This is a genomic window from Chryseobacterium ginsenosidimutans, assembly GCF_024807225.1.
In the GTDB taxonomy this organism is placed as follows: Bacteria; Bacteroidota; Bacteroidia; order Flavobacteriales; family Weeksellaceae; genus Chryseobacterium; species Chryseobacterium ginsenosidimutans.
Map to the genome: position 1 here is coordinate 431,160 of NZ_JANUCO010000001.1, position 20,833 is coordinate 451,992.

General features: G+C 34.4%; 19 protein-coding genes and 3 pseudogenes. 7 read left to right on the forward strand and 15 right to left on the reverse strand.

The annotated features are described in order from the left end of the window. Window positions 1-22: 22 nt before the first annotated feature. The 7 genes and pseudogenes from J3D55_RS02095 (at window position 23) to J3D55_RS02125 (ending at window position 6,786) form a co-directional block, all read left to right on the forward strand. Window positions 23-874 carry a YoaK family protein gene (locus J3D55_RS02095; RefSeq protein ID WP_259127628.1) on the forward strand — a complete coding sequence of 284 codons (852 nt, stop codon included), beginning with the start codon at window positions 23-25 and terminating at the stop codon, window positions 872-874. A 297-nt stretch (window positions 875-1,171) separates the two neighbouring features. Next, a pseudogene (gene mutL, locus J3D55_RS02100) lies at window positions 1,172-2,963 on the forward strand (DNA mismatch repair endonuclease MutL). A 2-nt stretch (window positions 2,964-2,965) separates the two neighbouring features. Then, window positions 2,966-3,700 carry a rhomboid family intramembrane serine protease gene (locus J3D55_RS02105; RefSeq protein WP_259127629.1) on the forward strand — a complete coding sequence of 245 codons (735 nt, stop codon included), beginning with the start codon at window positions 2,966-2,968 and terminating at the stop codon, window positions 3,698-3,700. Window positions 3,701-3,707: 7 nt separating this feature from the next. Then, the gene (locus J3D55_RS02110) at window positions 3,708-4,703 is read left to right on the forward strand and encodes an endonuclease/exonuclease/phosphatase family protein (RefSeq protein WP_259127630.1); all 996 of its coding nucleotides are present in this window, start codon (window positions 3,708-3,710) and stop codon (window positions 4,701-4,703) included. 75 nt (window positions 4,704-4,778) lie between these two features. Beyond that, window positions 4,779-5,753, forward strand: coding sequence for an endonuclease/exonuclease/phosphatase family protein (locus J3D55_RS02115; RefSeq protein WP_259127631.1), 975 nt, complete (start codon window positions 4,779-4,781; stop codon window positions 5,751-5,753). A 125-nt stretch (window positions 5,754-5,878) separates the two neighbouring features. Beyond that, window positions 5,879-6,121, forward strand: a complete 243-nt coding sequence (locus J3D55_RS02120; RefSeq protein WP_259127632.1) for a hypothetical protein — start codon at window positions 5,879-5,881, stop codon at window positions 6,119-6,121. 254 nt (window positions 6,122-6,375) lie between these two features. Then, entirely contained in the window at window positions 6,376-6,786 is a 411-nt protein-coding gene (locus J3D55_RS02125) for a hypothetical protein (RefSeq protein WP_259127633.1), read from the forward strand. Window positions 6,787-6,817: 31 nt separating this feature from the next. Here J3D55_RS02125 and J3D55_RS02130 read toward each other — a convergent pair whose 3' ends face one another. The 15 genes and pseudogenes from J3D55_RS02130 to J3D55_RS02200 form a co-directional block, all read right to left on the reverse strand. Continuing rightward, the gene (locus J3D55_RS02130; RefSeq protein ID WP_259127635.1) at window positions 6,818-8,332 is read right to left on the reverse strand and encodes a GH3 auxin-responsive promoter family protein; all 1,515 of its coding nucleotides are present in this window, start codon (window positions 8,330-8,332) and stop codon (window positions 6,818-6,820) included. Window positions 8,333-8,428: 96 nt separating this feature from the next. Further along, window positions 8,429-8,674 carry a hypothetical protein gene (locus J3D55_RS02135; RefSeq protein ID WP_259127636.1) on the reverse strand — a complete coding sequence of 82 codons (246 nt, stop codon included), beginning with the start codon at window positions 8,672-8,674 and terminating at the stop codon, window positions 8,429-8,431. Window positions 8,675-8,754: 80 nt separating this feature from the next. After that, on the reverse strand, window positions 8,755-8,988 hold the full coding sequence (locus J3D55_RS22470; protein ID WP_374759454.1) for a DUF6705 family protein: 234 nt from the start codon (window positions 8,986-8,988) through the stop codon (window positions 8,755-8,757). 56 nt (window positions 8,989-9,044) lie between these two features. Then, window positions 9,045-9,602, reverse strand: coding sequence for a DUF6705 family protein (locus J3D55_RS02140; RefSeq protein ID WP_259127638.1), 558 nt, complete (start codon window positions 9,600-9,602; stop codon window positions 9,045-9,047). Continuing rightward, window positions 9,602-10,159 carry a DUF6705 family protein gene (locus J3D55_RS02145; RefSeq protein ID WP_259127639.1) on the reverse strand — a complete coding sequence of 186 codons (558 nt, stop codon included), beginning with the start codon at window positions 10,157-10,159 and terminating at the stop codon, window positions 9,602-9,604. Before J3D55_RS02145 ends, J3D55_RS02140 begins: the two co-directional genes overlap by 1 nt. Before the next feature lie 52 nt (window positions 10,160-10,211). Continuing rightward, entirely contained in the window at window positions 10,212-10,769 is a 558-nt protein-coding gene (locus J3D55_RS02150) for a DUF6705 family protein (RefSeq protein WP_259127640.1), read from the reverse strand. A gap of 11 nt (window positions 10,770-10,780) precedes the next feature. After that, window positions 10,781-12,247 carry a hypothetical protein gene (locus J3D55_RS02155; RefSeq protein ID WP_259127641.1) on the reverse strand — a complete coding sequence of 489 codons (1,467 nt, stop codon included), beginning with the start codon at window positions 12,245-12,247 and terminating at the stop codon, window positions 10,781-10,783. A 108-nt stretch (window positions 12,248-12,355) separates the two neighbouring features. After that, entirely contained in the window at window positions 12,356-12,766 is a 411-nt protein-coding gene (locus J3D55_RS02160) for a BrxA/BrxB family bacilliredoxin (RefSeq protein WP_259127642.1), read from the reverse strand. Window positions 12,767-13,209: 443 nt separating this feature from the next. After that, window positions 13,210-13,656 carry a GatB/YqeY domain-containing protein gene (locus tag J3D55_RS02165; protein ID WP_259127643.1) on the reverse strand — a complete coding sequence of 149 codons (447 nt, stop codon included), beginning with the start codon at window positions 13,654-13,656 and terminating at the stop codon, window positions 13,210-13,212. A gap of 100 nt (window positions 13,657-13,756) precedes the next feature. Further along, a pseudogene (gene ftsZ / locus J3D55_RS02175) lies at window positions 13,757-15,659 on the reverse strand (cell division protein FtsZ). 82 nt (window positions 15,660-15,741) lie between these two features. After that, complete coding sequence (gene ftsA, locus J3D55_RS02180) at window positions 15,742-17,133, reverse strand: cell division protein FtsA (RefSeq protein ID WP_259127646.1); 1,392 nt, start codon at window positions 17,131-17,133, stop codon at window positions 15,742-15,744. 97 nt (window positions 17,134-17,230) lie between these two features. After that, window positions 17,231-18,214 carry a cell division protein FtsQ/DivIB gene (locus J3D55_RS02185; RefSeq protein ID WP_259127647.1) on the reverse strand — a complete coding sequence of 328 codons (984 nt, stop codon included), beginning with the start codon at window positions 18,212-18,214 and terminating at the stop codon, window positions 17,231-17,233. 104 nt (window positions 18,215-18,318) lie between these two features. Next, on the reverse strand, window positions 18,319-18,696 hold the full coding sequence (locus J3D55_RS02190) for a GxxExxY protein (RefSeq protein WP_259127650.1): 378 nt from the start codon (window positions 18,694-18,696) through the stop codon (window positions 18,319-18,321). A 117-nt stretch (window positions 18,697-18,813) separates the two neighbouring features. After that, a pseudogene (gene murC, locus J3D55_RS02195) lies at window positions 18,814-20,173 on the reverse strand (UDP-N-acetylmuramate--L-alanine ligase). Next, window positions 20,174-20,833 (reverse strand): hypothetical protein, encoded by a 660-nt coding sequence (locus tag J3D55_RS02200; RefSeq protein ID WP_259127653.1) that lies wholly within the window; start codon window positions 20,831-20,833, stop codon window positions 20,174-20,176.

A 20,833-nucleotide genomic window follows, 5' to 3' on the forward strand; every position in this document is an offset into this window, starting at 1 on the left:
ACAACGCTAAAAAATTAAAAAAATGTTAAGGAATTATAGTAACAGCAGGACGTTGGGAGACAACATTAGACTGGGGACGCTGACTGCCTTTACGGCAGGTACTATAAATATAGCTTCTCTATTGATATTTCTCTCTTTTACGTCAAACGTGACGGGGCATTACGCCATTTTGGCGGCAGAGATCAGTAAAGGAAACTGGGCGCAGGTTGCCGTTGTAGGATTGTGGATTTTCCTGTTCTTCTTCGGAGGATTTGTATCTAATTTTATTGTCATTAATTTTAATAAGAAAAGTAAATATTTTGCCCATTCAATGCCTTTAATCTTAGAAATAATGTGTTTATTATTTGTAGGAATTTACGGACAGTTTTATTATCAGAAAACATTAGAAGAAACGGAATATCTGGTTGCACTCATGTTGTTTGCGACGGGTCTACAGAATGGTTTAACGGCAAGTATTTCAAACTTTTCGGTAAAAACAACCCACCTTACCGGTACAACTACGGATTTGGGGATTTTATTTTCCATGTTTACCCAGAAAAAATTCAGGAAGAATGGTGAATTGGTTGGAAGAGCAAAATTGCTCTCAAGTATCATGGTTGCTTATGTTTTTGGAGCGGTTTTCTCGGGATTGACGTATTATTATCTTGAGTTCAGGGTTTTCTATGTCATCAGTTTGTGTTTGTTGGTGGTTATCGGATATGATGCTTATAAAATTCATATAAGACATTTCAATACGCAATACAGATACAGCAAGATTTATAAAAAGCCGACTTTAATGGCTTATTTATACGACAAAATCCACGGAATTCCTGAGTTTAAAACCGAGATTAAAGAGAAGCGCGAGAAGAAAAGAACGCTTGTTTTTGAAGATTAAATGTTTATTAAAACTTGTAAATATTTTTACATACTCTATTTTTCAACAGACAATAGTAAGTAAGAGATATAAATATCAGTATTAATTTTGTGTAAACTAGCTGTGAATCAATCCTCTAATTGTATGGTGCAATTAGGGGATTGTGATTTTGTGCAAACAGTGATTAACAGGACATTTTGGCTAAAAATACGCTATGGCTAGGTTGTTGATATGTTGATAATTAAATTTTAATTCGGGGGTTTATTGTTTTAATTCTTGTTCTGAATGACTATTTTTGTAAGTTGATTTACGTTTTTTATGTCAGATATTATTCAGCTTTTACCGGATCATGTAGCCAACCAAATTGCGGCAGGAGAAGTGGTGCAGAGACCTGCGTCTATTGTGAAAGAACTTTTGGAAAATGCCGTTGATGCGGATTCTACGAAAATTGAGTTGATCATAAGAGATGCCGGAAAAAACTTAATCCAGGTTGTGGACGACGGTAAAGGAATGTCTGAAACAGATGCAAGAATGGCATTTGAGAGACATGCCACATCCAAGATCAGAGGAACAGAAGATATTTTCAAAATTTCTACGAAAGGCTTTCGTGGAGAAGCTTTGGCGTCTATCGCTGCAGTTTCTCAGGTTGAATTAAGAACAAAACAGAAAGATTCAACAATCGGGACGAATATTTATATTGAAGGCGGAGTTTTCCAGTTTCAGGATCCTGCACAAACTGCGGAAGGTTCTAATTTCTTGGTTAAAAATCTGTTTTATAACGTCCCTGCAAGAAGAAAATTTCTTAAAAATAATAATATAGAATTCAGACATGTCATTGATGAATTCCAGCGAGTGGCATTGGCTCACGAAAGCTTGGAGTTTTCTTTATTTCATGATGATGAAGCGGTTTTTAGGCTGAGAAAAGGAAGCCAGATGCAGCGTATTGTAGATATTTTCGGAAGAAAACTACAACCGCAGTTAATTCCGATTAAAGAAGATATAATCTGGTGCAAGCTTCACGGATTTGTTGCCAAACCTGAAGGAGCGAAGAAAACAAGAGGCGAACAATTCCTTTTTGTAAACGGAAGATATTTTAAAAGTCCGTATTTTAATAAAGCGGTTCAGGAAGCATTTGAAGGCTTGTTGTTACCGGGATATATTCCGACGTTTTTCCTGTTCCTGGAGCTTGATCCGGAGAAAATTGATGTTAATATTCATCCTCAAAAAACAGAAGTTAAGTTTGAAGATGAGCATTTAATTTTCGCCTTGCTTCGTTCAACAATTAAAAGATCTTTAGGAATTTATAATGTTTCGCCAAGCCTCGATTTCGAAAGAGATCCGGAATTGGATGCCATTATGCAGAAAACTTTCCCTAGCAAAAGCAATGGCAGCGGAGGAAGCGGGTTTCTTAAGATGCCTGAAATTATTGTAGATAAAGACTACAATCCCTTTTTGGAAGAAAGAGGAGTAAATCCTGCGGAAATTCAGAATCTTACAGAAATGTACCATCAGAATATCTCTGCAGAAACCTTCAAAAATTAATTTATTTGAAGATGAAGATTTCGATGAAGATCTGATGAGGTTGCCGAATGGATATTGGTTGTTCAACAAAGGCGATAGAACGTTGATGTTGGATTTGGGAAGAATGCACAGACTTTGGGTTTCCGAAAATACAAAACCTTTGAAAAAAGGAACGACAAACAGTCACGCATTGCTTTTCTCTCTTGAATATCACATGAATGAAATTGAAAAGACCAAGTATAAATCGATCAAAAAATATCTTCCGGAGCTTGGTTTTGAAACAAGTGTTGCTCATGAAAATGTAATGAGAATTGAAGCTGTTCCTGAAGGTTTGAAAGAAACTCAGGTCATGAAATTCCTGGAAAATCTCTTTGAAATTCTGGAGTATAAGACGGAGGAAGAATTTATGCAGTTTTATCAGAATCAATGGAGTAAAATGCAGTCGAAATCGAGGTTTGATTTTATTTATAAAAAAGACGCAGAACAATTAATTAAAGACTTCACGGCATTAGGTTTCCCGGAATTTTTACCGAACGGAAAAAGATGCTTTTTTGAAGTTCCTTTTAATGATATTAAAAATAAATTTTAAAGATGTTTAATAATATACCACCGATTACACGAAATATTATCATTTTAAATGTGATCGTTTTTATTGTGACATTGATTATGCCACAACTATACGAGACGCTTTCAGGATTTTATCCCTTTTCTCCAAATTTTAAATCTTGGCAGATTATTACGCATATGTTTATGCATGGTGGATATATGCATATTTTATTCAATATGTTTACTTTATTTAGTTTTGGACCTGTTTTAGAACAAGCTTTAGGTGAGAAAAAATATTTGATTCTTTATTTTGTAAGTGGATTGGGAGCTTTTTTCCTATTTAATCTTTGGAATTTCATTGAAGTTCAGCAAATTGTTTCCGGTTTAGAAAGTTTAGGATTAAATGCTTCAGAATTATACTCAAAATCGGTAATCGGTTATTCCGGAAATATGAATATCAGTGCAACCACAACTGAAGGAAAAGAATTATCCCAACAGCTTTATGATGTTTTAAGAACTCCAATGGTTGGAGCTTCCGGAGCAATTTTCGGGGTTGTAGCAGCTTTTGCGACACTTTATCCTAATGCTAAAATAGGGATTATGTTTATTCCGATTCCGATGAAAGTAAAATATGTTTTACCGGTTGTGGTAATAGGCTCTATATATTTAGGCGTTTCAGGAAATGGTGGAGGAATTGCCCATTTAGCGCACGTCGGAGGTGCAATTGTCGGTTTTATTCTGGCGAGAATCTGGAGAAAACATTTGTACAGATTTAATTAATTAAACTGTGAAAATCGTCCGCCTCATACTTCTGATTTTACACGTAGGAATATTCCTTCTTTTATCAGGAATGTTAATGAATACCTATGTTCCGCCCAAGATTTTTCCTTGGTTGAATCTCCTTTCTTTAGCTTTTCCGGGCTTAATATTTGGATATATTGTCTTAACGATTTTCTGGATTTTCAGTTGGAAAAAAAGAGCTTTTGTGTTTCTTTTCTTAGGGTTATTATTTTTTAACTCTACAATAAGATGGATCAATTATTCTCCTGCAAAAAATGAAACTCCTGATTTAAAAATTGTTTCTTTGAATGCAAAGAATGGAAATTTGGGGGTAAAAAACATAGAGTCTTTTATTAATGCTCAAAATGCTGATGTAGTTTTGTTGCAGGAATATGGAGGGGAAAAAGATTATCATTTAGATGGATTAAAAAGATTTCCTGATACTGCTATTGTTGCTGTCTTTTCAAAGTTTAGAATTGTTGCCCATAAAGAATTGGTCAAGGGTAATTACGATCATACTAATGTCTATGCAACCCAAGCCGATATTGCTATAAAGGGAAAGATCTTGCGTTTTATAAATGTGCATCTTCAGCCATTTAGATTTGAAAAAGATATGGTAAAACTTGAAGGCAGTAATTCTCAAGATAAAGAAAAACTAAAAAATATTGTTAAAAGGCTAATTCCTGTTTTCAAAACACATCAGGATGAGATTAAAATTATCCGGAAAGCTATAGAAGTTTCTCCTTATCCCGTAATTCTAGCCGGAGATTTTAATTCTGTTCCCAGTTCTTACGAATATTATCATTTGGTAGAAGGGTTGCAAGATGCCTTTGTAGAATCGGGACGTGGAAGCGCAACAAGCTTTCACGATTACAAATTTCCTATAAGAATTGACTATATTTTTGCTTCAAAAACAATACAACCAATCACTTATAAAGTGGATCGTTCTGTGCATATTTCTGATCATTATCCGGTAATTGCGACATTTAAATTAAACAAGTAAATCACAAAAACAGTTAAAATTATTCACCTTGGTAGGGTTTTTGCTTAAAAATCTGGGTATCCTTAGATTGTTTTCATGAAGCCGCGCCAGATATTGTTGTTTTCCCATATTACCGTTGTTATTTTACTCCTTTGTACATTAGGAAATGCTTGGATTCCGCCTAATCTTCTGGGCAATCTCAATCTCCTTTCTTTAGGATTTCCGTACTTAATTTCATTACACATTATATTTACCCTTGTTTGGGTTTTTAAAAGAAAAAAAATTGCCATTGCTTTTGTTCTGGGAACTTTTCTTTTCTATAATCCGATCAGAAGATGGGTGAATTTTACTCCCAAAAACGATAATTTAAAATCGATCCGAGATATAAAAGTGCTTACTTTTAATGTAAAATATGGTGATTTTGGCTGGGATAAAGTGAAAAAATACATCAAAGATCAAGATGCGGATATCATTTTAGTTCAGGAAAGGGATACGAATCGTGCACTGAGACAGGATCTTGTAAAATATCCTTCCGTTATTTTAAAAACAAAGCATAAGATCATAAGACAGGAAGAATTAATCACAGATAATTCCAGAGGAAATTCTTTCTATGCAGATGTTGATATTCACGGTAAAATAGTGCGGATTGTAAATGTGTATCTTGAGCCGTTCAGACTGCATAAATCGATGTTGCAATTTGATGGTTTGGGAAAAGAAGGCGGAAAAATTAATACCCTTCTTTCACACATGATTCCTACTTTCAAAGCACATGAAGATCAGATAAAAAAAATTAGAAAAGTGATCGATCTTTCGCCATATCCTGTGATTTTGGCGGGTGATTTTAATTCTGTTCCGAATTCTTATGAATATTATAATCTGGGAAAAGATCTTCAGGATGCCTTTTTGGAAGCCGGAAACGGAAGTTCTTCAAGTTTTCATGATTATAAAGTTCCTTTGAGAATTGATTATATTTTTACTTCAAAATCAATTATTCCATTAAGCTATAAAGTTGATAATTCTGTACTATTATCGGATCACTATCCTGTAATTGCAGAATTTCTACTAAATTAGTTCCATGAAAAATTTACTTTTTGCAGCCTTTATTTTTTTGGTTTTACTAGTTTCCTGTTCTAAGCAAGAAACCGGCAGATTTTTATCCTACAGACAGTGCAAAAGCGAGTTATGATACGATTCCCGTGGATTCTTTTTCGGATGGCGCTACTTCTGTTGATATTGTGGAACAGATCAGAATGTCTTCTCAGAAATATCAAGATTCTGTAAAAGAAGCTTTGAAACTTCAGGAGCAGGAGAAAAAACTGAAGGAAGAGCTGGAAAAAGAGAACAAAAAGAAGGCGGAAGACGAAAAGAAAAAAACTGATGAAGAGAAAAAACAAAAAGTATCTGAAACTCCGGCTGCAAATGGAACAAAAACAGAATAATATTTAAATCCGGATTTAAAATTTTCTACAAAGATTTTTTAACATTAAGGAATTAAGATTTTCAGGATTTTATTCTTAAAAAGCTTTAAAAAATCAACTCATTGATTTCTCAATTCTTAGTAAAGGGCAAAATTTCTTAAATTCTTAATGCTTAAAATAAAGAATAAACTTTGTTTATTTACGTTAAGAAAATTTAGATTATAAAATTTAAAGAAACTCTTAAATCAAACCACACTTTTAAATAATCAATACCTATGAAAAAAAGCATTTTATCAGCAGTAATGGTAGCAACATTGGTTGTATCATGTACAAAATCGAGTTCAAAAACAGAAAAAATAGAAAATCCTGATGGTTCGGTAACGATTACCACAACAACAGAAAGCCAGACCGGAATTGATGTTGATACCGCAAAAATCAATCAGGCAAAAGAAAAAGCACAGACGAAAATCGATGCTGCCGGAGAAAAGATAGACAAAGCTGCAGATGATGCGAAATCTAAAATCGATGCCACTGCAGATAAGACAAAAGAAGATCTTCACAAAGCAGGACAGGACATTAAAACTGAAGCGAATAAAGTAGGTAAAGATGTGAAAACTGCCGCTGCAAAAGGAGCTTCGAAAGTAGAAGAAGGAGCAAAAAAGCTGAAAGAAGATTTAAGTAAATAAAACAAAAACCGCAGAATCTCCTGCGGTTTTTTTATTTGTTCAATTCCAGTAAAGGATCGATATATTCTCTGTCGTTGCTCAATCTCGGAACTTTATTCTGTCCCCCGAGTTTTCCTTTGGATTCCAGCCATTGATAGAATAGCTTATCTTTTGCGATATGTACAATTGGTCTTTTCAATGTGAGATTGTTGTATCGTTTTGCTTCGTAATCCGAGTTGATGGATTTCAAGTGTTGGTCGAAAATGTCTATAAAACGCTCTAAATCGTTCGGTTTTTCGCAGAATTCGAAAATCCACTCATGAGCACCACCTTCATTTTCTTTCATGAAAACAGGGGCTCCTGTGAAGTCAGAAACCGCCGAGTTGGTTGCTTCACAAGCTTTGGAAAGTGCAGATTCTACGTTGGTGATCATTAATTCTTCCCCAAAAGCATTAATATAATGTTTCGTTCTTCCTGTAATCTTTATTCTGAAAGGATTAACTGACGTGAAAATTACAGTGTCCCCGATTAAATATCTCCACAAACCGCCGTTGGTGGTAATCACCATCGCATAGTTTTTCCCAACCTCTACGTCTTCAAGACTCACCACTTTTGGGTTTGAATAATGAAACTCATCCATTGGGATAAATTCGTAGAAAATCCCGTAATCGAGCATCAGTAGCATTTCATCACTATTCGATCTGTCCTGAATTCCGAAAAAGCCTTCAGAAGCATTATAGATCTCGTAATAATTAATGTTTTTCCCGATAATCTGTTTGTATTGTTCTTTATAAGGTTTAAAACTTATTCCGCCATGAAAGAAAACTTCGAGATTAGGCCATAATTCTGAAACGTTTTTAACATCCGTCTCTTTCATAACTCTCTGCAAAAGAACCAGCATCCAGCTCGGAACCCCCAAAATACTTCCGATATCTTGATTTTTAACCTCAGAAGTGATCGCTTTCAGTTTGCTTTCCCATTCTCCCATTAAAGAAACTTTCTTACTTGGAGTCGTGGTAATTTCTACCCAAAACGGAAGATTATCAATTAAAATAGCAGACAAGTCGCCAAATTTTGTGTTAAAATCCGCATACAATTCAGAACTTCCTCCTAAACGCAAGTTTTTATAATTAAAAAGCTGATTTTCAGGATGATTATTGGCATAAATGGAAACCATATCTTTTCCGGCTTTCATGTGACAGTATTCCAGACTTTCGGCTGAAATCGGGATAAACTTGCTTTTTGCGTTTGTTGTTCCTGAGGATTTGGCAAAATGTTTAATGTAACCGGGCCAGCTTACATCTTTGTATCCTTGCCGCGCTCTTTCAATATAAGGCTCCATTTCTTCATACGTAACAACCGGAACCTTGTTCTTAAAGTCCTGATAACTCGAAATAGAATTAAAACCATACTTCCTGCCGTATTCCGTATCTTCGGCATGAAACAATTGGGAAAATAAGATACCCTTCTGTGTTTCAATAGGATGATCCATGAAATTCTGAATCTGATCTATCCTTTGACGGATAAACCAATTCACCACAGTATTGAATAATGCTTTCGTTGCCATTTCAACAAATATAATAATATTTGAATTTTTATAGTATTTTTTATTGCGATAAATGGAAAAACCGCTACAAAATTTGTAACGGTTTGATATTTAGATTTACTGTTTTATAAAAATAGCATCATAAGGAAGAGGTTCTGGTCTCTGGTTTGGCGGATAATTGTAGTAAAAGCAATCCGGCTCAAGCCAGTTCTCATCTTCTCCATAATGCCATTTTAATTGTGTTTTAGTAGAATCTGTAAAATTAATTATTATAGTACCGGATCGCATACATAAATCCCTATCCACATATCCTAAAATATATTTTTCTTCTCCATTTTTGAAATTAATACCTTTTATTTTCACATTATCACCTGAAAGATTAGTATTATCAAATAATAAATTGCCTGAAGAATCTAAAACTTTGAAATTAATAATAAGATAATCTAAATATGAATATAAACCAGATCTATATTTATTAACTTCTTTTGATATATATATATATACACAGTTTTATTATTCCAAGTCGCCTTCCAAGTTCCGGTATAATCATTTAGTTCATTATTTGTATCTTTTAAATATGAATTATCGGGAATATCAGTGTACGTTCTGAGTGGATAGGTTTGAGATTTACAGCTGAATGTAAATAATATAAGTAATATTAAAATAATGTTTTTCATAAATGTGTTTGGAAATTAAAAACTATCCCTAATATAGAGAGATAGTTTTTGTTTATTTATTGTTTTGTAAAAACAGCATTGTATGGAAGAGGTTCTGGTCTTTGGTTTGGCGGATAATTGTAGTAAAAGCAATCGCTATCTATCAAATTTTCGGTTTCTCCGTAATGCCACTTTAATTGTGTTTTAGTACTATCTGTAAAACTTATATCAACAAATCCAGTGCGTAAACATAGGTCAGTATCTACATAAGTAAAATAATATTTATTTTCCCCATTTCTAAAATTAATACCATTAATCTTTACATAATCTCCGGTTAGATTTGTATTATCAAATAAAATATTACCTGCTATATCGGTTACTTTAAATTTAATAATAAGAGAATCAATATATACATATAACCCTGAATTATATTTATTTACTTCTTTCGATATATATATAAATATCGTTTTGCTATTCCAATTTGCTTTCCATGTACCAACATAATCAGCAAGTTCATTATTTGTATCTTTTAAATATGAATTATCGGGAATATCAGTGTACGTTCTGAGTGGATAAGTTTGAGATTTACAGCTAATTGTAAATAATATAAATAGTATTAAAATAATATTTTTCATCACTGCTTTATAAAAATGGCATCTTTAGGTATTGCCTCTGGTCTTTGAGCCGGTGGAAGACCATAATAAAAGCAATCTTGATCAATCCAGTTTTCAAATTCACTAAAAACCCATTTCAATTGTGTTTTGCTTGAGTCTGTGAAATTAATAGCTATAATACCAGATTTCAAACACAAATCCCTGTCCACATAACTTAAAGAATATTTATTAGTATTAGCTTTAAATCCTACACCATGTATTTTAATCTCGTCATTTGTAAGATTAGTGTCATTAAACAAAATATTACCTGCCAAATCTGTGACTTTAAATTTTATTATAAGGAAATCCATGTACACATATAAAGAAGATCTATATTTATTAACTTCTTTTGATATATATATATACACAGTTTTATTATTCCAAGTCGCCTTCCAAGTTCCGGTATAATCATTTAGTTCATTATTTGTATCTTTTAAATATGAATTATCGGGAATATCAGTGTACGTTCTGAGTGGATAGGTTTGAGATTTACAGCTGAATGTAAATAATATAAGTAGTATTAAAATAATGTTTTTCATAAATGTGTTTGGAAATTAAAAACTATCCCTAATATAGAGAGATAGTTTTTGTTTATTGTTTTGTAAAAACAGCACTTTGGGGAAGTGGTTCTGGTCTTTGGTCTAAAGGATAGTTATAATAAAAACAATCAGGTTCAAGCCAGTTTTCTTGTTCAGAATAAACCCAATTTAATTGTGTTTTGGTAGAATCAGTAAAATTAATTCGTATAAGGCCCCATTTTCCACACAAGTCATCATCCCCATATCCTAAAGAGTATGTATCAGTACCGCCTTTAAAATTAGATCCAAAAATTTTTGCATCATTGTTGGAAAGGTTAGTATTATTGAACAAGATATTACCTAATGCATCAGTGACTTTAAATTTAATAATCAGATAATCCTTATAAATATTTAAAGAGTTGTTATATTTATTAATTTCTTCGAATATATATATATATATGGTTTTATTGTTCCATGTGGCTTTCCAAGTTCCAACATAATCATTAAGCTCATTATTCATATCTTTTAAATATGAATTATCAGGAACATCAGTGTAGGTTCTAAGTGGATATGTTTGAGATTTACAGCTGAGTGTAAATAATATAGATAATATTAGAATAATATTTTTCATAATAGTAGGTTTTAAGGACACGGGGTTTCTTTTATTCTGTTAGGTGAAGAGAAATTATATTCAATTTTTGTGGCAGAGTTTGCGGCTATTCTATATATCTCCAAACCCGGTTTGTTGATTTTTTCTTTTATAAACCTTAAAAGTTCCGCTTCCACATCTTTTTGCGTATAATTTGGATTATCATATGCTCTTAATAGAAAATTAATATAATCATTTTTAAGTGTTTTTAATTGATTTGCGTTAATCTCTCCCGGATCGTTTGTTCCCGAATACATGAGCATATAATTTCCTCCAGAAGTGGTGATTAAAGAGTAGGCATTGGCATAGCTTCCTGTATTTGCCATGGCATGGGGCATAAGATCATTAATAAATGTCTTTATATCTATATGAGAAGGAAATTTCCCCGGTGGATAATCATCTGGGTTACAACTATGGTTTTGGTGATCGTGGATCAACCCATATACCATAGGATCTTTTACAATGGGTTGATTTCCTTCAGAAGCGCAATTGGGTAAATCTGTATTTATATATTCCGGCTCGGTATTCGCAGAACCAAGACTTGGGAATTTTACGGCATATACCTTTTCATGGTTCAGATTAAAAACAGAAGGTACATTTATTTCGTTATATTTATCTAAAAAGCCTTGCTGCAAAAAAAGTTCTGCAATTTTTCCGCAAGGTGTATCAAAATTAGGTATCCCTCCACTTCCATGCGGATTGTAAGGTCCGGTAGTAACCGGGCTGGTTCCAGGGCCATTACCTGGTGTAGCTCCACCGCCACCACAATCTGTAGGCAATAAAGTGTATTGTATAATATAAAATCCGTTATCTGCGGGAGTGCAGTCCATATGTCCGGGTGTACCGCATAAACAGGCCGGATCGCCGGTTTCATGTTGTTGGCTGCTGCTGCATACTCCGGGAACCCAAATGTATTCCTGAAAAGGAACTTGTGGGCAATACATTGCCTTTTGTGCTGATGGATTATCAGGTATTTGCCCCAAATATTCTACCTGAATGTGTTTAGGAACTTCTTCATTGCCAATAATCTGACTCTTCTGATTTACGATGGTGCTGTCGTAGCGGATAATATAAGCATCAAAAACTCCTCTATCCTGTTCGTTTAAAACATAGTTTTCAAGATACCAGGACTTTTCACCTTTTTCTAAGGTAAATGTATAAGTTTTTTTTCCGTCATCATGCTCAGAAACATATACATATTCTGCATCGACTGAAAAATCATTGATCATGAAGTTTTTTGCCTGTTCAGTTTTCTTAGACTTTTTGGCAAATTTTAATTTTAGATTTTCAAAGAGGTTAGGAGATTCATTTTTAAATTCATTGTAACGTAACTGCCGTACAAGATTTTGATTAGAACTGTTGTGGTAATCCTGCCCGGTTTGAAGAAGCTCACTCGTACAGGAGAAGAGAGTGAAGACAAAAGCCATCATCAATAAATAATGAGAAAATTTAGTTTTCATCGTTTTAGTTTAAAAAAAATTTCAAGATTTGTTGTGCAAATATAATTAATTCACATAAAAAAACCGCTACAAAATTTGTAACGGTTTGATATCTAGATTTATTGTTTCTTAGCAATACTCGTTGTAAGCTGCCTGAAGGTTTTCAGCAATTGCTCCTGCAGGATTTCCTTCAATGTGGTGTCTTTCCAGCATGTGAACCAATTCTCCGTCTTTGAAAAGAGCTACACATGGTGAGCTTGGAGGGAATGGAGCCAAATGCTTTCTAGCTTCTGAAACAGCGTCTCCGTCGAAACCTGCGAAAACAGTTGTTAAATGATCAGGTTTTTTATCTCCTGTTAAAGAATAAACAACTCCCGGTCTTGCAGCTCCTGCAGCACATCCGCATACAGAATTGATGACCAATAGAGTAGTTCCTGATTGTTTTAAAGCTTCTTCCACCTGAGCCGGAGTTGTCAAATCTTCGAAACCTTTATCTGTAAGTTCAGCCTTCATAGGCATTACTAAATCTGTTGGGTACATATTTTTGTTTTTAAATCTATGCAAAGTTAAGCAATTCTTTATTGTTCGTCAATTTATAAAAACTATTAAATCATTCAGAAAAGAGAATGATATAAACGGCTCAATGTGAATATTATTTAATGATATTTAAAATTAAGTAAAATTAATTTGTTAATAATCATTAAAATTTGCTAAATTTGAAATGATTCTGAAAACGATGACCATGAAAAAACATTTACAAACATCCCTCGACTTTTAAGTAACCTTTAAATCTGTCTGAAAAGACAGGTATGTTGAGTATTTAATTCGAAAAATAATGAAGCCCGAAACGTAAAGTCTCGGGCTTCTTTAAATCAAATCGATATGCAAAGGTTGGATATCCTTTAGTAAAATAGTTGATGGTTGTTGGGTTTTTGTTGATGGTCAGAAAGTAAAAACTAACAATCGTAACAATCTGCCAACAACTAAGAAAGCAGCTTTTTCGCCATCTCGGAAATACTTTTTCCGTCAGATTTTCCGGCAAATGTTTTTGATGCTACTCCCATTACCTTTCCTAAATCCTTCATAGATTCAGCGCCGGTTTCAGCGATAATATTTTTCATTTCCGCTTCTAATTCTTCAGCAGAAAGCTGTTTTGGTAAAAATTGCTCGATTATTTTCATCTGAGCGTCTTCTACTTCAGCAAGGTCATTTCTTCCCTGCGCACTGAACTGGTCGTAAGAATCTTTACGTTGCTTCACCATTCTCTGAAGAATAGCAATCTCCTGCTCTGGTGAAACTTCTGCGCCTACTGCTTCGGTTTTCAGTAATAATATTTGAGATTTTACAGCACGAAGAGAATCCAAAGCAACTCTGTCTTTCGCTCTCATCGCTGTTTTTATAGCTTCGCTTATTGTATTTTCTAAACTCATTTTATGTTAATTTACCAATGTAAAAGTGTAGCAATGTACCAATAATTAGCAATGCACAAAATTGTTACATTATTAGATTGATACATTGTTACATTATTTTTTAGTCTACATCTTTATTCAAGAATCTGTTTTCTCTGATCTGCATTGAACCGTTGTTATCAGACAAATACGTGTTGATATTCTGGTCTGAAGCATTGTTTCCGTCAAGGGAAATATTTTTTCTCTTGAACGCAGGTACGGATTCGAACTCACTTGAACTGTCAAAACTCTGATAACGGGAATTGAATTCTTTTAATTTATTTCTTCTTTCAATCACTCTATCCTGATCAACAGTTTTATTCACAAACGTGAATTCTTCTTCTGCAGGTTTCGGAGTTTCAATTTCTACTTTATTTTCAACAACAGGTTCTTCCTGAATATTCTGAAAGAAATGTTCTACTTTTTGAAGAGGTTTCTTCCGTTAATTGATTCACCTCAGTGGTAGAAACAAACTCAGCTTTTGGCTGTCCAAAATCAGATTTCGGTTCGTTTTTAACGGTTTCATTAACAAAGAAGCTAAATTCAACAGGTTTTTCCTCCGAAAAAGAATTGCTGATTGTATTTTGCTGAGGTTCTTCTTTTTTGCTGTCAAAATCAAACTTAAAAGATTCGATTTCCAAATCATGAGGATCCTCATTCTCATCGTCACCGGAAAACAATCTGAAAGATTCTTCCTCTTCTTCGTTTCTCCAGCTCTGGATAGGGTTGTTCAGCGTATCTTCCTCTTTATCAAAGAAATTGATTTCAGTTTTTATCTCTTCGCTCCCAATAGTCATTTTTTTTTCAGTAGATGTAGCCCCGAAATGTGGAGTATCGTGGTCTTCATCATCTAATCTGAAAAGGCTTTTTCCTCCAAAATCATAATCCTGCTCAGGAACCGCTTTTCTTTCTTCTCTTGATTTAAAAGGCGATTCTTTTGGAGAATCAAAGCTGTCATTTAAGCTGATCTTGATTTTCTCTGTAGGTCCTGCAAACTTTTTATCATCGTTTGAAAAACCTGTAGCAATCACAAGAACGCTTACCGCATCACCTAATTCTTCATCAGAACCAACCCCAAAAATGATATCTGCAGTGTGTCCTGCTTCTTTCTGGATATGATCCATGATGATACCGATCTCGTCCATTGTAACCTCTTCCGTACCGCTTCTGATCAACAATAGAACGTTTTTAGCACCGGTGATTTTGTTATCATTCAATAACGGGGAATCAAGGGCTTTTCTTACCGCTTCTTCGGCCTTATTTTCACCGGAAGCCAATCCTGTAGACATCAATGCTGTTCCGGAGTTTTGAAGCACAGATTTAGCATCTCTAAAGTCAATGTTGACATCAAAATACCCTGTAATAACTTCTGCCATTCCTTTTGCAGCATTCGTCAACACTTCATCGGCTTTCGAGAACCCTTGTTTGAATCCAAGGTTTCCGAATTGCTGTCTTAGCTTATCGTTATTGATTACAATAAGTGAATCAACATTATTTCTTAATTTATCAAGACCATTTTCGGCTTGTTCTAATCTTCTTTTACCTTCAAAACTGAAAGGAACGGTAACGATACCCACCGTAAGAATACCCATATCTTTTGCTACTTTAGCAATAACGGGAGCCGCACCAGTTCCTGTACCACCGCCCATTCCGGCAGTGATAAACACCATTTTGGTGTTTTGTCCCATGGCAGCTTTTATCTCTTCGATGCTTTCGATAGCCGACTTTTCGCCAACTTCCGGGTCTGCTCCTGCGCCAAGACCTTCAGTAATAGTAGTTCCCAACTGTACTTTGTTGGCAACCGGGTTGTTATCTAAAGTTTGGGCGTCCGTATTACAAACTACGAAATCTACACCATAAATTCCTTTCTCGTACATGTGCTTCAGGGCGTTGTTTCCACCGCCACCGACACCGATTACTTTGATGATCGATGAATTTCCTTTTGGTAAATCAAATGAAAATCCTTGTGTACCTATATTTTCCATACCTTTTTTTTAAATAATTGATAATCGACTGATGATAATTGATAAGAAAGACATTTATCGATTACCATTCATCATTTATATTTTACTCTACTTCTTCAAAGAATTTTTTTACTTTTTCCATCAGCGACTGACCGAAAGTCAGTTTTGCCGCTCTTTTTTGTCGCTGTTCATTCAGAATTTCCTGCTGCTGAATGGTTTCTACCTGCTGAACGGGCTGCTGAATTGTCTCTTCCTGTACAGTTACCGTTTCCGCTTTTGGCTGAGCTTGTTCCTGAACAATTTCTTCTTCTTCAGCAATCGTAATTTTTTTGTCCCTGATCTTTAAACTTTCCATTAATAATCCAATAGACGTAGCAAATTCTGGTCCTTTAAGATACTGATTTTTATCGTTCGCAATGTATTCATTTGCAAAACCTATTCTGCTGTCGAAACCTGTGGTATAATTGGCAAGCTGACGAAGATGTTTCAGGTTTGAACCACCTCCTGTCAATACGATTCCTGCGATCAGTTTTTTCTTCTGTTCGAATGCGCCGTAAGCCTTTAATTCGGTATTTACCATTTCCAAAATCTCTTCAACTCGGGCATTGATAATCTGTGCTAAAGTTTTCAGCGAAATTTCTTTATCCGGTCTCCCATGAAGCCCGGGAATGGTAACATAGGTGCTGTCTTTCTCCAATTCGGGAACGGCAGAACCAAATTTAACCTTTAATTGTTCGGCATGCTTTTCAATAATTGAACAGCCTTCTTTTATGTCTTCCGTAATAATCCCGCCTCCGTAAGGAATAACGCAGGTATGACGAATGATATTATCTTTAAAAATAGCAATGTCTGTAGTACCCCCACCGATGTCTACAATAGCAACACCTGCTTCTTTTTCTTCTTTTGTAAGAACAGCTTCCGAAGACGCCAAGGGTTCTAAGGTAAGAGCTTCCATTTCTAAACCAGCTTCACGAACACATCTTGCAATGTTTCGGATGCTGCCCATTTGTCCTACTACAACGTGGAAGTTTGCCTCTAAACGTTTTCCGTGCATCCCGACAGGTTCTTGAATTTCGCCTTCGGAATCCACTTTATATTCTTGAGGAAGGACATGGATGATTTCTTCTCCAGGAAGCATGACCAGCTTTTTCACCTGATCTTTTAATGCTTCAATGTCATCGTCTGTGATGAATTTATCCGGATGTTCACGCATAATATAATCGGAGTGCTGCAAAGAACGGATGTGCTTTCCTGCGATCCCAACCGTTACTTTACGGATAGGAACTCCTGAGCTAGACTGTGCTTCTGACACAGCAGCTTTGATTGAATTAATAGTTTGCGAAATATTATTCACAATACCTTTGTGAACCCCAAGACTTTTGGCCTTACCAACACCGAGAACCTCTATTTTCCCGTGTGCATTCCTCCTTCCGACAATCGCGACAATCTTCGTTGTCCCGATGTCCAGACCTACTGAATACTCTTGATTTTCCATTTTTTATATCGATTTGATTTTTTTGTTGTCTTGTTTTTATTGGGTCGACAGGATTTCATCCTATCTTATTTTAAATCGTCCTTTCAGGACTCTTTCTTTATTCTATCTTGACTTTAGCTTTTGTCTTCGGTTTTGTTGCCGTGTTTTTTTTCTCTGTCTTTTTGGTTTCCTTTGGCTTTGTTACAGCTTTTGGTTTTGTGCTTGTCTTCGGTTTTAGTGAAGTGGAGCTTGGCTTTTTAGTTTCTTTTTTTGCTTCAGCTATTTTTGGCTTGCTATCCGTTTTTTTTGCCGAAAATACCGGAGCTTTTGCAAGTTCTTGATTTCCGACTTTTAAAATACTGTCGTTTTCTTTAAAATGAGGATTTAAAGTGGTTACGATCTGATTCTGGTATTTCACAGAAATCATCTTGTACTTTTCCGGATCCTGAAAAACCAGATATTTTTCTACAAAAGTTTTAAAACCTTTCACTTTTAAGTCAATATTATCCAGATCTCCGATTTCTACTTTATAATTTCCTTCACTCGTCAGAAGATTATAATCATCATTTTTATCCTTTGAAATTCCGATAAAATATTTTTTGCTGAAATCATCTTTATCAATTTTCCCAACCAACTCAGCCAGCTTTTCGTATTCGTCTTGTTTCACATTTCCCGTTATAAGCATACAAGGATGTGAATATGCTTTTGAAATCGGAAACTCAGTTCCTTTTTCGTCTACGTAAAAATCTTTTCCCGCGTTATTTAATCTGAAAACAGGAACTCTCTGTATAATATCTAAATTTAATTTTCCATTTAAGTTTAAATAAACATTCGCACTGTCAACAGCAGGAAGATTTTTAATTCTCTTTTCCAACGCCGGAATATTAAGATTTCCCACTTTTCCGGACGGATTTTCTTGTTTTACAATCTCTATGATATCTTTCTGATCAATAAAATCGACCTGATTTTTTTCATGGATATTTACAGAAATATTATCATCCGTAATCTTCTGACCGCTGAATTTCTTCAAAGAGAAGCTCAACAGGAAACCAAGAATGATTACTGTGATGGCAATTTTTAATATTCTGTATTTATTTTTCATTTTTTTGTTTTGCTTTCTGTTTTTAACGCTATGTTCGCAAAGAATTTTTACATTGTTATTTCTTTTCGTTCGCAAGGGCGTTTCACTCAGCCACGGCTTAATTTTTATAATTTGTTTACTACTCTTTTTACGCCGTTTTTAAATAAAGTTGAATGAAAATTTAAAATCATTCCTAACTTCATGTCTGTTATTCTTAAATAATTTAAAAGCTGGAAAAAATGATAATCATTAATATCCGGGACTGCTTTTATTTCAATGATTACTTTATTTTCAATTAATAAATCTGCTCTGAATGCCTTTTCTATTTTTAAACCTTCATAGTCGATGCTAATATCTTTTTGGCTTTCAATGTGAAGTCCACTATTTTTCAATTCGTGAATTAAACATTGTTCATACACGTTCTCATAAAGCCCAATTCCAAGTCTGCGATGGATTTTCATCCCTGCATCAAAAACTAAACTTGAAATTTCATTCTCTGTCATGTGTGTTTTTTATTCTAAATGATATTTTCTGTTATCATTTGCTGAGTGAAACGCCCTTGCGAACGAAAATTATTTTCTTTTTAAATTTCCTTCGCGAACGTTGCGTTTAATGTAAACTCAGCTTTTATTCATCCACTCACAAATAGGATCATACAACGTATCAATATTTCCTGCGCCTACTGTAAGAAGAATATCAAAATCTTTTTCTTTTATTTTACTGAAAGCATCACTTAAAGCTGATACCTCTTTTTTATCTAAAGTCACTTTTTCTAACAACCAACTTGACGTAATTCCTTCAAAATTCTCCTGAAGCTCTCTTGCCGGATAAATATCAAGCAAAACCAATTCGTCAGCTTGACTCAGACTTTCCGCAAATCCGTCTGCGAAATCTCTCGTTCTGCTGAACAAATGCGGTTGAAAAGCCACCAATAATTTTTTTCCAGGATAAAAAGTTCGGATTGAGCTCATCACCGCATTGATTTCTGTCGGATGATGGGCATAATCGTCGATATAAATTTTACCTTTTTCGTATCTGTGTTTGGTATATCTTCTTTTTATGCCTTTAAAATTGGCAATTGCTTTCTTCAACGTTTTAAAATCTACTCCCAAATTGTTTAAAATAGCCAATGCAACCGTCGCATTTTCAACATTGTGGATTCCCGGAACGTCCCAGATGAAATCTTTCACCGTTTCAGTCGGAGTATGGAAATCAAAATAGATTTTATCATTCTCCATTCGTAAGTTATCTGAGTAATAATCAGCAACTTCATTTACGGCATAGGTAAGATGAGGTCTTCCAATTTCAATTCCTTTTCTTACAAAAAGCTGTTTGTCGTTCGGAAACTAAAGCCGCAAATTGTTTAAAACCCTCTTCAATCGTATTTTTATCCCCATAAATATCCAAATGGTCTGCATCTGTGGAAGTGATCACCGCCCAATCCGGAGAAAGGTTCAGGAAACTTCTGTCATATTCATCGGCTTCAACCACAGAATATTGTGAACCGTTGTACAGGAAATTTGACTTAAAATTCTCAGAAATACCGCCTAAAAAACATGAGAAAGGCAAATCTGCTTCCTTGCACAAATGAGCAACCAAAGTTGACGTTGTGGTCTTTCCGTGAGTTCCTGCAACAGCGATACAATCTGTGTTTTCGGTGATTAAACCCAACACTTTTGCCCGTTTCAACACTTCAAACTGATTCTCATTAAAATAATCTAAAATCCCCAGTTTTTTAATTGCCGGAGTATAAATTACCAATGTATTTTCTTTCTGAAGAGAAGTGATTTTTTCATCAGTTATATCATCAAAAACAATATCAATTCCCTCATTCAGCAACTGCTGAGTAAGCTTCGTATTGGTTTTATCATAACCCAAAACATTTTTACCCGAAGCATGGAAGTAACGAGCCAAAGCGCTCATACCGATACCTCCGATCCCGACGAAGTAAAAAGTTTGATATTTATTTATGATATTCATTTAATAATTTTTATTTATAAATCTTACAATAATCCAAAAAATAATTCCAATTATTGAACAGATTAAAATGTTTTGACCTTGTTTTCTGTCTTCTTTTCTATAGAGATAAGCTGAATTTCCATTTGATAAATTCCTTTTATAAGACATTATCGTATAGCCTATTATGACTCCGATAAACCCACCTATAATGGCAAATAAATATCCAAAATAAATCCACATTTTCGGAACTTCTTCTTCTTGTGATAATTCTTTAATCCTTTGCTTTGAAATCACATTTAGAAGCTCTGGTCTTATTTCTTTTCCTCTTTCTTTTAAAATTTTCTGAGCTAGTAAATAATCAAATTTGTTCCATTCTTCTTTTTTTAGAACAATTTCTATCAGTTCTTCATCAGAATATTCAAAAAGATAATAATCTCTTTCAATATTTTCTACATCATTTTTTACTAACTCTTCTTCTAATTTTTCAACGTTATCAAAATCTTCCTTCTGAATTTTTAACTCAAACTGTTTCGCATTAATATCTCCACCAAAACTTGAATCCAATCGTGAAGAATTATCTTCTAATTCAAATATTATTTCGTTTTGTTCAAGGGTTTTGATAAGTTCGAGAGCGTCATCTTTATAAATAAATTTTCGATATGTTGAAAAATTGTTTGACAT